Origin of the sequence: Agrobacterium burrii, from assembly GCF_017313405.1 — a bacterium.
GTDB lineage: Bacteria > Pseudomonadota > Alphaproteobacteria > Rhizobiales > Rhizobiaceae > Agrobacterium > Agrobacterium burrii.
The window spans coordinates 40,855-53,298 of sequence record NZ_JAFLNA010000007.1 but is presented as its reverse complement, the minus strand read 5'-3'; the positions used below and the strand labels follow the sequence as shown (position 1 = coordinate 53,298).

Sequence of the window (12,444 nt, the reverse complement as noted above, 5' to 3'; positions counted from 1 at the left end):
AATCAGCCCCGCAGGACAATATAATAGGATTCCGCGGCCCAATCGAGCGTTCTTTGCAGACTCATCGGCTGTTTTGAGGTCGGGAAAAAAGCCGAGCCCTAAAAAGTGGCGGGACGGAATGTATGTTTCAGTGAAATTGTTTGATGTCGTCAACGAGTAGATGAAGAGACATTGCGGCCTGTCATTTTTGGCTCTGACGCCTTCCACGTTTGCACCTGGCAGCTGATATCATTTGCCTGAGCGCGACCTCCGGCTCCTGCTGCTCGGCGATCGTTGCCATCTCGCGTTCGGCGGCTGCAGCAAAGAGGGGGTAGAGGTTCATCAAGCAAGGCCTAATAACGCATAGCGTGTCACGGCGCTCAAGCCTTAGGCTTGGGGAATAGGCGTCGGCCTGGGCGATTTGGACGAGTACTTGCGTTGGCACACCGGAACGGCACCACATATGTCAACGGAGATGAAATTGCTGTTCATTCGTGCGGCCTAAGCGCAATCCCCTCGATCAGTTCCGGCAAGCGAGTTCAGTGCTCTGAACCCATGGCATTCAATAAACTACCTGTGATTGATTTAGTGTCTTGTATAATTCAGTTCCTTAAGCCATTAAATGCGGCCGTGGGGAAACATTCGGCACTTAGGCTCAAGTCTAGAAGTCGTTGGGGGTATATTGACTACACGATATCCGATCGTGTCCCGTGGCATGGTGTAGCTCTCTGCCAGCCACGGCTTATTCCGGCTCGGCCGGAGAGAATATCAGCGGGCCACGGCAGGCAAGCTGATGAGGGGATCATCGCTTATTTGGACGATTGTTTCCAGCGTCATATAACGGGATCGCTGGACCGCCCATTCGTCATTCTGTTCGAGCAGCAGAGCGCCGACAAGACGGATGATGGCATCCTCGTTGGGAAAGATGCCGATGACCTCGGTGCGTCGTTTGATCTCGCCGTTCAAACGCTCAATGGGATTGGCCGAGTGGAGCTTGGCCCAATGCTGCTTGGGAAAAGTCATGTAGGCCAGCACATCGTTCTCGGCATTGTCCATCAGATGAGCGAGTTTGGGGACCTTGGGCCTGATCTGATCGGCGACGCTGCGCCACTGGGTGCTGGCCGCTTCCGGCGTTTCCTGTGCGAACGCCGTGGCAATGAAAGCGGAGACGACGCGCCGCCCACTCTTTCCCGCATGCGCCAAGGCATTGCGCATGAAGTGAACCCTGCAACGCTGCCAGGTCGCATTCAGCACCTTGCTGACGGCCGTCTTGATGCTCTCGTGGGCATCCGAGACGACGAGCTTTACGCCTCTCAACCCTTGACGGGTCAGCTTGCGCAGGAATTCCGTCCAGATCGGCCCGGCCTCGGACGTGCCGATTTCCAGCCCCAGCACTTCCCGGCGTCCATCCGTTTTAGCACCGACGGCAATGATGGCCGCCACGGATACGATGCGGCCATCATTGCCTTACTTTGAGGTAGGTGGCATCGATCCAGATGTACGGCCATTCGCCCTCGATGGGGCGATCGAGGAAGGCTTTGACCTTGATGTCGATCTCCTCGCAAAGCCGCGACACCTGGCTCTTCGAGATGCCAGACATGCCCATGGCCTTGACCAGATCATCGACAGAACGTGTCGAGATGCCTTGGATGTAGGCTTCCTGGATGACGGCCGTCAGAGCTTTTTCGGCCATGCGACGCGGCTCAAGGAAGCTTGGGAAATAACTGCCGGTCCGTAGCTTTGGAATCCGCAGCTCCACGGTGCCTGCCCGCGTTTCCCAATCGCGGTCGCGATAGCCGTTGCGCTGGGCGAGACGAAGCGCAATCTTCTCGCCATAGCCCGCACCAGTCGTAGCGCCAACTTCCACGGCCATGAGCTTCTCGGCGGCAAAGCCGATCATCTCGCGCAGCAAATCGGCATCGGCGCTCTTCTCAACAAGCGAGCGCAGGTTCATCATATCGTTGGTCATCGGTGGTGTCCTTCAGGTTGGTCATAAGCAACCCGACCCTATCGGAAATCACCGATGGCTATGAAACCAAGCTACACCACGCGCTGGGACACGATCCGGATGAGAGAAACGGCGGGCGATCGAGCATGCTACTGCCCGATTTACCTATGAGTGGCGCAGCCGTCGGAAAAACACACGTTAAAAGATCGTAATGTGGCGGTCGAGAGCTCGGGGACTTGAGGTATTTTTCAGGCGGAAGAATACCGTGAGAACTTTTTCCTGCAGATGTATTTCAACGAACAAGTGCAGGACTGCGCGTGCTTTGATTTGCTACTTCATGCTCCGGCCGCCTAGCACAGCGAACGAAACCGTTCTCATTGAAAATTCCTATGGGTTTTGCCAAGCATTTCCGATTGGACAAGATTGGCGCGTCGTCCAAGATGGCGATGGAAAGAATGGAGGCTTTCCGTGCTCGGCTTGGGAGGGTCGCACATCATCTTTTTTAGATTGCTATTAAACAGCTGGTGGATCGTGGCCTGTCTGCATTGCGAGGCCGACATTCGTTCATTCGGCCCGCGATTGTATAGGAGCGCTGTTGTCGATGACACCTGCCCCTTGTCGGCCTGAATCCAGATAACTGCGAGACGGCACGAGTAAGCTGGTCGTTTCACCTCATCTTACACGTTCAGGACAGCAAATTTTCGGCGCCTGATGTTGACCAATAACTACTGATCACTGGAACGGGAGGATACTATGAGATCACTAAAAGACTACGCATCGACCCTGCTGCTTGGCATCGCTCTATCAGCGGGCTGCAGCGCCTTGGGTCATGCTTCCGATGATAGCTACGTCGCCACGGCCGGTGAAGCCGTCGTCAAGACGGCTCAGGGCGAGCTTCAGGGTTTTCGCGATCGCGGCGTCTATACCTTCCGCGGCGTTCCTTACGCCAAGGCGGCGCGTTTCATGGCTCCGACGGCGCCAGATGCATGGAGTGGGATCAGGCTCGCTACCAACTATGGTGCCGTCTGCCCGGTACCGGAGATGACAGCGGTCTCAACCGACGAGCAGTTCAATCCCCACCGGTATCTGCCGGCGAGCGAAAATTGCCAGTCGTTGAATATCTGGACACCGGAGGCAAGCGGCGAAAAGAAGCGTCCTGTGCTGGTCTTTCTGCATGGCGGCGGTTTTACCAACGGATCGTCGATCGAAGGCGAGGGTTATGATGGCCGGAATTTCGCCGATCTCGGTGATGCGGTCGTCGTGACGCTCAACCACCGTCTGAACGTTCTGGGTGCGCTCGATCTGAGCGCCTTTGGTGACCGTTACAAAGCATCCTCCAACCCAGGCATGCGCGACATTGTTGCCGCGCTGCAATGGGTACACCAGAACATCAACATGTTCGGGGGCGATCCGGCCAATGTCACGATCATGGGTCAGTCGGGCGGCGGCGGCAAAGTCCGCACGCTGATGGGGATTGCTGATGCCAAGGATCTGTTTGCCAAGGCGATCGTCATGAGCGGAACCGGATCGAGTGCAGCGAACCCGAAAGATGTTTCTACCGCCATCGCCAAGCACACGCTCGAAAATCTGGGACTGACGGCGGAAACCGTGGCGCAGATCGAAACCACACCCTATCCGGCGCTGCTTGCGGCCAGTATGAAAGCGCTGAAACAGACCGAGGCCGACGGGCTCGGCAAGGCCATCAGTTGGCGTCCGAGTGTCGACGGCTCCTTCATTCCGGCCGATCCCGTCACCGAGGGCTGGCAGAAATATTCCAGCGACAAACCCCTGATGATCGGCAACGTCATGGAGGAGACCACCACGGTCATCGGCAACAACAACTCCGCGCTCTATGCCGACAACTGGACCAAATGGAGCAAGGATCAGGTGCTGTCGAAGCTGACTGAGAAATTCGGAACCAAGGCGCAGGGCATTGCCGACGCCTGGCAGGCTGCCTATCCACGCGACCCGCTGTCGCGGGTCCTGGTCTTCGCCAATGCCACCCGAACCGGGGTTCTGGGCGCGGCAGACGTGAAGGTCAAATCGGGCGCTGCACCTGTCTTCGTCTATCTCTACAAATGGAACCCGCCAGTCCTCGATGGCATTGCCGGCGCGTGGCATGTCTCCGATGTTCCCATGGCCCTCTACAATGCCGATCGCACACCGCAGTCGTTTGGCGGCGGCGAGGCCGCACGGTCGATGTCGTTCGATATGGCCCGCTCCTGGATCAACTTCATGCGGACGTCGAACCCCTCGAATCCCGGGATTCCGGACTGGACATCCTATACGCCGGAAAACGGCGCAACGATGCTGTTCGACGACTACAGCATTCTCGGACGCCAGCACGACAAGGCCTTGCTCGAGCTGATGGGAAATCCGAACAAGTCGTGATCAGTAAAGGCTGGCGCCCCACAAGGCGCCAGCTTCACGCTCGGCCGGACGTCGAATTTCTCGTGACATAAGCGGCTCAAAACCGCGCAAGCGACGCTCACATGCCGAGGACCAGATAATCCATCCGCTCAAGGACTTTCGCGGTCACCGTTTCAAAGGCCGATATTTTCGGGTCGACCACGCCCCGGCGGGATGCCGTGAACAGCCGGCCGTTTTCAATCCGCGGGTTGGAGGCCAACAGCTGCATCGTTCCTTCACCGACGTGACGCGCCGCCATTCTGACCGGCAGGACCGCACAGCCCAGCCCTGAAGCCACCAGTTCGGCAATCACGGCAACACTGGTGCAACTGCTGACATTGGCGGGCTGCATCCCGGCATTGGCGAACCAGTAGGTCATCTGCCGGTACATCGCGGACGGCGATGGATTGCAGATGATCGCCCTGTCCCAAATGTCTTTTGGCGCGACGGCGCCGTCGATCTTCCAGATGGAAGGCGCGACCCAACTGGTCGGTTGTGACCCAAGCGGCTTGAGCGCCAGTCTTTCGTGCCCGATCGGATTGAGGAGAACGGCGACGTCGAGCCCATCGTCGACCAGGGCCGACTCCAGCGTCGTGCTGGTGGAGACGACCCATTCCGGCACCAGCGCCGGGTGGTCCTGCAGCAGGCCGGCAAGCAGTGGCGCCAGGCAGTTGACCGCAAATCCCTCCGCCAGACCGACCCGGATCGTCCCGGCAATCCCCTCGCCTGCCGCAGGCTCATGGATGGCCCTGATCTGCGCCATGATCGCGGTGGCACGCGGCAGAAAGGCCCGACCCTCTGCTGTCAGCACCATGCCCTTGCTCGACCTTTGCAGCAAGTCGCTGCCGACGGCGTCGCGCAAATCTTTCAATCGCAGCGAGATCGACGGCTGGGCCAGATGCAGATGATTAGCCGCCCGTTGCGCAGAGCCCAGCTCGACCGTCCAGAAGAATGCTTCGATCTGCGCTAGAGTTATCCGCGACATTGGAAATTCCTATATTATTCCGCTCAGAAAACTCATTTGGTTTGTCAAAGTCAATAACGCATAACGCTATGTGGAGCGTGACCGGTCGGGAGCCGGCGCATGGAGGAGAGCAAGATGGACGAGCGTAAAGACATTATTTCCAAGGCGGCGCGGCGCATCCTGCCGATCTTGATGCTGTGTTACTTCGCGGCCTTTCTCGATCGCGTCAATATCGGCTTTGCCGCACTGACGATGAACAAGGACCTCGGCTTTTCAGCTTCGGCCTTTGGTTTCGGGGCCGGTATTTTCTTTCTCGGTTACGTGCTCTGCGAACTGCCGAGTAACCTGATCCTGGCACGCGTCGGTGCGCGCCGTTGGATCGCGCGCATTCTGGTCAGCTGGGGCATCCTTTCGGCCGCCACGGCCTTCGTGTGGAGCCCGTCAAGCTTCTATATTGTTCGAATTCTGCTCGGCGCCGCGGAAGCCGGGTTCTTCCCCGGCATGATCTTCTATATGACGCTCTGGTTTCCCAAGGCCTATCGCGCCCAGATGTTTGCAACCTTCAACATTGCCGTTCCGCTTGCCTCGATGATCGGCGCCCCGGCATCCGGCCTGATCGTCGAGCACCTAAACGGCGTCGGCGGGCTTTTCGGCTGGCAGTGGATGTTTTTGATCGAAGCGCTTCCGGCTATCATCATGGGCTGGTCGTGTTGTTCTGCTTGCCCGATTCACCAACGACCGCGACATTCCTGACCCCGAAAGAGCAAGATTGGCTGGTGTCGCGCCTTGATGGCGAGCGCCAGGCGCAAGAAACGGTCGAGCACTTTTCGGTTGCCAAGGCGCTGTTCGATCCGCGCGTGCTGTTGATGTGCTTCATCGCCGTCGGACTGGTCATGGGTACCACGGGGATCGCTATCTGGATGCCGCAGTTCATCAAGCAGTTCGGCCTGAGCAATCTGCAAACCGGCTTCGTGACCGCCATTCCGGCGCTGTTCACCGTTTTGGCGATGATCCTGGTCGGTCGCCATGCCGACAAGACGGGCGAGCGGGTGTGGCACGCAGCCGGACCGTTCCTCGCCAGCGCTGTCGGCTTTGCGCTCGCAGCCTTTTCCAGCAATCCGATCTTCGGACTGATTGGCCTGACGATCGGTGCTGCGGGCATTGGCGGCGCATCTCCGAATATCTGGATCTTCCCATCGACGCTGCTCACCGGCACAGCCGCGGCAGCCGGCATCGCGCTGATCAATTCGGTCGGCAGCACAGGCGGGTTTTTCGGCCCGTCGGTCATCGGTTGGGTGCGCGATGCCACCGGCAGTTTTCAAGGGTCGCTGCTGTTTCTGTCGATTTCCATGGCGATCACCGCCGTCGCCATCCTGGTTCTCGGTCGCAGCATGAAAGAGCTGCTGCGGCCCAAACCCGAACTTGGCCAAACGCGAGCAGCTTCATGAATATCACGCATGTCAAACTTCACCTTCTCTCTGCCCCGCTTTCGGAACCGATCGGCAATGCCCTGATGTTCTTTGCCAGCCGCGACACGCTTCTGGTGGAGATCGTTGCAGAGAGCGTGTCTGGCTGGGGCGAGGCCTGGGCTTCGCCTGCAGCGGCAGCAAAGCTGATCGAGAGCAACCTCGCCGGCTGCGTTCTCGGCCAGAATCCATCGCATATCGGCCGTCTCTGGCAACAGATGCGCGAGGCCGCCGGCGGCGACGCCGGCATGGCGGCAGTGGCTGCCATGGATATGGCTCTGCACGATCTGATGGCACGCCTTTATGGCGTACCGCTGTCGACATTGCTGGGCGGCGCCCTGCGCGACACCGTCGCTGCCTATGCCAGCGGACCATTCTTCAAGCCGGAAGGCCACCCGTATCGCGACTTCAAGCGTGAGATTGACGGCTACGTCACCCAGGGATTTCAGGCGTTCAAACTGCGCAGCGGCTTCAATCCGGTCGATGATGCCGCCGCCGCCATCTCCGCGCGACAGCAGATCGGCAAGACCGCAGCGCTGATGATCGATTTCAACCAGTCCGTCACCCCGCGCAATGCGATTGCCACCGCAATCCGGATGGAGGAGGCAGACCTACTCTGGATCGAGGAGCCGGCAAGCCCGCAGGATCTGCACGGCTATGACCTTGTTGCCGGGCACATCAAGCCGGCGATTGCGGGCGGTGAGACTTTTCGCTCCGCCGCGGCATTCCTGCCGTTCCTGACGCGCGGGTCTCTCGATGTCCTGCAGCCCGACATTGCCATCTGCGGCGGCCTGACCGGCGTCGGCCGGGTGGCAGCGCTGGGCGAGCTCTTTGATCGTCCGGTGATCCCGCATGTCTGGGGCAGCACCATCAATTTCCACGCAGCGCTGCATCTGACGGCGACGCTTTCCCCGCACCGTGCCGGCCCGGCCCAGGCCTTTCCCTATCTCGAATATGACGTCGGACCCAACCCGCTGCTGGAGCTGGCCGGACGTCCAGCCTTGAACGGAGATGGAAGCGTCACCGTGCCGACTGGACCAGGCCTTGGTATTGAAATTGATCCCAAGCTGATCGCACGCATTACTGTTGCCAGGCAGGACCTGCACAAGTGATGCTGAATGCAGCTGTCCAGCATCAAATCTTTGAATTCCGGTCACGCCGGATGCGCCAGTGCGCATCGCCACCCTGCCCCTTGAGGAGATTAACCATGAACAACCTAAAAATCACTGCAGTCATCGCATTCGCGTCGATGGCGTTGATCGGCGGCCAGTCAGGCCGCGAACATGCACAAGCCCCGCCATGAGACCCATCAGCAGAAATGCGTCGTCAAGGCGGTCAAGCACATGGTGCACGGCCATGTCGTGATCAAGAAGGAACGCGTCTGCCGTTAAAGGCATTCTGATCGCAATAGCTTCGGGTGGCCGCAGGACACTGCGGCCACTTTTCGTTGTCGGTTCCAAAAGCGCTTCATCCGCCGTGGAAGCAATACAGGCTTTGGTTCGCACTGGCATGGCGACGCACATTGGCCTTATCTGCAGACCGCGCAGGCTAACAGATGCTCAACCACCGATTTTGACAGTTTCTGTCAGTGCTTCAGGTAGTCCGTGACCAGCCCGGAAATGCCCCCGGCAATTCCGCTTTCGGCGCAACCCGGCTTCAGCCGCGAGCCCAACACCTGAAAGCTCTGGTGGCCAAAAGACTCGTCGTCGGGAATATATCCCGAAGCAGCTTTTCCGTTGGCCAGCGTGACGAACATCGTCTTGGTCAGCGGCGACTCCTGTTTTACGCGCAGGCCGATCCGGCTGTAGATCTCGGCATTGGCCGTCGTCAGCGCCGTGTCGCCGATGCCCAGAACGCCGAGCCGGATATCGACATTCGGGCCATCCTCATATTTGCCTTCGGTGCCTTCGCGAGCATTGTCCAGCCGTTTGCGGCCAGGGCAGGACAGGATGGTCTGCTTGCCCCAGATGTCGGCGTCCGCCAACCGTCCCTCGGTGTGGCTCATCACGCGAATGACCTCTTCGCCGAGGACTATACCCAGCGCCTGCATGTAGTCGGCCATGTCGTGGGCAACCTTCTGGTCCAGCTTTCCATAGGGAACCTTGTTGTCCCGGAGCGGTGCCTCGACCGCTTCGCGTGTCAGTTCATAGCCAGTGATCTTGACGCCGGTGACGGAAGCAAGCGCATTGGTACCGGCGCGCAGCCAGCGCGGGTTCTGGTCGCCGGAGGCGCCCTGGCTGAAGACGGTGACCATCTCGTCGCCGAATGCCTGTTCGACGTGACGGCTTGTCGCATCGGAAAAATCGCCGGTCACGACACCGCTGAGATAGCCGTTCACCGGATGCATGGCATAATTGACATAGGCCGCAATCGGCTGGCCGTCCGGCTTGACAAAGGACAACACACCGACCGTCTTGTCGGACGATGCCTTCAGGTTTGCCGCCTGCGTCCAGCGGCTGGTCTGCGGGTCGATGGCATCGCGATTGACATTGAGGTCGGCGGCTCCGGTCGCGTAGCCAACCAGCGCGGGTTGCAGGTTCAACAAAGCCGTCTTCACGGCATCGGCTATGACATTGGCTGCAAAATCGTTGGCGTAACGCGGCGTGGATCCTGTCGGCGGCGGGCCAGCAGGCCTGTCGCTGTGGATATGGGTGGGCGAAATGATGATGTTTTCAACCGGGGTGCCAAGCTTGGCCGCGACCCGCTTGCTGGCATCGGCCCAGACCGGCTCTTCGATGCCGCCGAGATCGGCACCGATCAGAGCGGCCCGGGTGGTTCCGTTGTCGATGACGATCGCACGAATATAAAGCTTTTCGTGCTCATACTCGTTCATCGGCGGGTAAGCCGGATTGACCGGCGGGGTGATATCGACGCGTGCCGTTCCGACCCGCAGTTTGCCGCTAGCCGTCTCGGCCAGGACCTCGCCGGACAAACCCGTGGTCGCGACTAGTGCCGCGATCAGCAATTTGGTTGTGTTCATGATTCAATCCTTCTGTTGACGATGCATTCAGACGAGCCAACGGCCAGATGACCCGTTCGTCGAAAGCTGTCGGATAACCGCAACACCGACCAAGCGCTGCGATCTGCCAAGACGAGATGTCGCGACTATTTTGAAAGGTCAGCCGGCTTCAGACCCTGCACCTTCATCACCGCCTCCCGATTGAAACGATCACGTTCCGGATAGGGTGTCCCCTTCACCGGATAGGCGTAGCCGTCGTGGAAGCGGATAAAACTGCCGCCGTCCTTGACGGTGGTTTGCGGCCATTTAGGCAGGCTGGCGCCGTTCGGATCGCCGGATTTGACGAAGTTGGCGAGATAGGACGACATTATGTCGGCCATGCGGAAGTCGGCATCCGTCCAGCTGCGCTGCCCCGGCTGATTGCGCAGCGAATTAAAGAAATACCACAGATCCGACGAATGGAATGATCCATAGAACTCCGAATCCCGTCCCGGCGGTGCGTGGTTGAAGTAGAAGGTATAGACGTTCAGGTCTTTGTTGCGAGCCTTGGCGATCTCGGCCGAAAGAATGAACCCTTGCAGATTGAAGTCCGTCCGGGCGCGCAAGGATTTTCGATAGGCGTCGCGCGGATCGGATGGGCGGTAGATGTTTTTCCAGCCGTCGTCATAGCCGATCTTCCTCATCGCCTGGCCGAGTTCGGCCGCCGTCATCGTCCTGTCGGGGCCACCTTGAAGCGAAGTGTATTCGTCTGACGTGCCGCCCATCATGATGTCAAAGCCTTCGAGCGCTCCGGGCTTCAGCAGATCGACGGACGCATCGGTAAAGACATAGCCATCGATCGTATGCTGCGCGGTGCCGTTGGTTGCCTGATGCAGGGCTTCGTACAGCTGCGTCTTTCCGTCGGTCGCCTTCTTTGCAATGAAATCCTCCGTTGGAATGGCCCTGAGGTCGGCAAGGCTCATCGGCTTGCCGAACACCTCGGCTATCCCCTTGGCATTGGCGGTCTCGCGCTCGGGGAGTTTCGACATCGGCGATGGGAAGAATCCCGTCGACCCGCTTTCGATCACCGCGCGGTGAAAAAGCTTCTTGGCAAGTGGTGAACGCAGGAGCATCGTGGTGTTGCGGGCGCCGGCGGACTGACCACCGACCGTGACATTGCGCGGATCGCCGCCAAACCCGGCAATATTGTCGCGCACCCACTGCAAGGCCTTGATTTCGTCAAGCACCGCATAATTGCCCGAAACCTTGTTCGGGCTTTCGGCCGAAAGTTCCGGAAGCGAGAGATAGCCGAGCGCGCCGGTGCGGTATTGCAAGGAGACGACGATGATCCCCTTGGCCGCGAGCTTGGAGGCATAGAACTCAATCTCGGAGGCATAGCCGTGGTGATTGCCCCCGCCATGGATCCAGACATAGACCGGCAGTTTTTCACCGGTCGTCCTGGCCGGGGTCCAGACGTTGAGATTGAGCCCGTTTTCGCTGGCCTTCGGCATAAAGGCCGGGTCGTAATAGAATTCGTCGCCCCAGAAGGCGCCCGTCGGATTGCCGTTGACGTCCTGAAGCACCTGGTCGCCCCAGCTGTCGGCGGTGCGCACGCCGTCCCAGGGCGTAACCGGCTGCGGTGGGCGGAAGCGGTTCTCGCCGCCGGTCGGCCCGGCAAAGGGCAGGCCCTTAAACACCTGCACGCCGGGCACGTCGGTGCCAACACCGCGCACCGAGCCACCTTCGATCTTTACCGTCTCGACGGCGATAGCGGATTTGGCTTGCGCGCTCATTGCCGGGACCAAAAAGATCGGCAGCACGCCGAGTGCCAGAATCGCGGTGCCGGTGCGCAGTCTCTTTGCGAAAGTGGGTCGTGTTCTGCCGCGATCGCCGTCTCTTCTATCCTGTTGCATTTTATCTCCTCCCTGTTGAAAACCGTGCTCCGAAAACTCGAGGCACCTGCATGATCGGGCACCGCCCAATTCTCATTTCGATCCGTTACCGAATCCCGTGCGACCCCTGCCGCGCCCGTGCGAAACGTGATCCATGCCGGAACTCTGTCCCACCTGATCCTCCGATCGCTGCGGACGGGCGCGCAGGTTGCCGGAGAGCGCGCCAAGCGACTCCGGCGTGATCAGGCCCAGGGCCCCCGCGACATGCCACCAGCCATGATCGGCCTGGCGAACAATGGTGCATTCCGCACTCACGCCCATGTGCAGCCCCTCAAGTGAATGGCCGACCGCGATATGCGCGACTTCTTCCGGAAGGCCGACCATCAGACAGACATGCATGCCGAACACCGAATGCCGGAATGTCGGCGCACCGGATTGCGCGGGACACTCCGCCCAGCGCTTTCGGTTGGCGGGATCGAATTCGTAGGGCTTGCCGACATCGTGACAGGCCGCCCCGGCCAGGAGAATGCTCCAGTCGATCTGCGTCTGCGGATAGGCCTGCTCGAATTCCAATGCGATAGCGCGGGTGTAGCGCATCACACCGCGGATATGATCGGCCTGCGTTCCCTGAACGAGCACAGGCGCGCCGGGATTGCCTTCTGGCGGAATGTCGGTGATGCGCGAAAAATCGGAACAGCAGAGCGCATAGCTCCAGGCCTCCACCACCTTGTCCTGCATGTCGATGTCCGGGATGAGCGCGATCTCCGGAAAATCACTGATCACCATTTTCCGTATCGCGTCGGTAATCGGTCGTCTTGGGGTGGCGTAGTGGTAGGTCATCTCGGTTC

General features: G+C 59.5%; 6 protein-coding genes and 3 pseudogenes. 3 read left to right on the top strand and 6 right to left on the bottom strand.

Translation table 11 applies throughout. From position 1 onward, the window contains the following. Positions 1-229: 229 nt before the first annotated feature. Both JZX89_RS28600 and JZX89_RS14285 read right to left on the bottom strand, forming a co-directional pair. Positions 230-480 (bottom strand): annotated as a pseudogene (locus JZX89_RS28600) (hypothetical protein); the annotation flags it as partial. A gap of 267 nt (positions 481-747) precedes the next feature. Beyond that, positions 748-1,948: pseudogene (locus tag JZX89_RS14285) on the bottom strand (IS256 family transposase). Between the two features lie 732 nt (positions 1,949-2,680). On the opposite strand from JZX89_RS14285, the gene JZX89_RS14280 reads away from it, so the two are divergent. After that, complete coding sequence (locus JZX89_RS14280) at positions 2,681-4,318, top strand: carboxylesterase/lipase family protein (protein WP_103660115.1); 1,638 nt, start codon at positions 2,681-2,683, stop codon at positions 4,316-4,318. A gap of 97 nt (positions 4,319-4,415) precedes the next feature. On the opposite strand, the gene JZX89_RS14275 is transcribed toward JZX89_RS14280, so the two are convergent. Next, positions 4,416-5,321 carry a LysR family transcriptional regulator gene (locus tag JZX89_RS14275; RefSeq protein ID WP_207134439.1) on the bottom strand — a complete coding sequence of 302 codons (906 nt, stop codon included), beginning with the start codon at positions 5,319-5,321 and terminating at the stop codon, positions 4,416-4,418. A gap of 99 nt (positions 5,322-5,420) precedes the next feature. Between JZX89_RS14275 and JZX89_RS14270 the strand changes: the two are divergent. Next, positions 5,421-6,748 (top strand): annotated as a pseudogene (locus JZX89_RS14270) (MFS transporter). Continuing rightward, complete coding sequence (locus tag JZX89_RS14265) at positions 6,745-7,878, top strand: mandelate racemase/muconate lactonizing enzyme family protein (protein WP_207134438.1); 1,134 nt, start codon at positions 6,745-6,747, stop codon at positions 7,876-7,878. Before JZX89_RS14270 ends, JZX89_RS14265 begins: the two are co-directional and overlap by 4 nt. Positions 7,879-8,351: 473 nt before the next feature. On the opposite strand, the gene JZX89_RS14255 is transcribed toward JZX89_RS14265, so the two are convergent. The 3 genes from JZX89_RS14255 to JZX89_RS14245 form a co-directional block, all read right to left on the bottom strand. Beyond that, positions 8,352-9,746, bottom strand: coding sequence for a neutral/alkaline non-lysosomal ceramidase N-terminal domain-containing protein (locus JZX89_RS14255; protein WP_207134437.1), 1,395 nt, complete (start codon positions 9,744-9,746; stop codon positions 8,352-8,354). A 125-nt stretch (positions 9,747-9,871) separates the two neighbouring features. Further along, positions 9,872-11,617: a carboxylesterase/lipase family protein gene (locus JZX89_RS14250; protein ID WP_207134436.1), complete on the bottom strand. Its 1,746-nt coding sequence runs from the start codon at positions 11,615-11,617 to the stop codon at positions 9,872-9,874. Between the two features lie 72 nt (positions 11,618-11,689). Then, positions 11,690-12,436: an HD domain-containing protein gene (locus JZX89_RS14245; protein WP_210348474.1), complete on the bottom strand. Its 747-nt coding sequence runs from the start codon at positions 12,434-12,436 to the stop codon at positions 11,690-11,692. Between the last annotated feature and the right edge of the window lie 8 nt (positions 12,437-12,444).

Excerpts from the sequence above, each read along its gene's own strand:
- JZX89_RS14275 (WP_207134439.1), bottom strand. The coding sequence starts at position 5,321 with ATGTCGCGGATAACTCTAGCGCAGATCGAAGCATTCTTCTGGACGGTC.
- JZX89_RS14265 (WP_207134438.1), top strand. The coding sequence starts at position 6,745 with ATGAATATCACGCATGTCAAACTTCACCTTCTCTCTGCCCCGCTTTCG.
- JZX89_RS14280 (WP_103660115.1), top strand. The coding sequence starts at position 2,681 with ATGAGATCACTAAAAGACTACGCATCGACCCTGCTGCTTGGCATCGCT.
- JZX89_RS14255 (WP_207134437.1), bottom strand. The coding sequence starts at position 9,746 with ATGAACACAACCAAATTGCTGATCGCGGCACTAGTCGCGACCACGGGT.
- JZX89_RS14245 (WP_210348474.1), bottom strand. The coding sequence starts at position 12,436 with ATGACCTACCACTACGCCACCCCAAGACGACCGATTACCGACGCGATA.
- JZX89_RS14250 (WP_207134436.1), bottom strand. The coding sequence starts at position 11,617 with ATGCAACAGGATAGAAGAGACGGCGATCGCGGCAGAACACGACCCACT.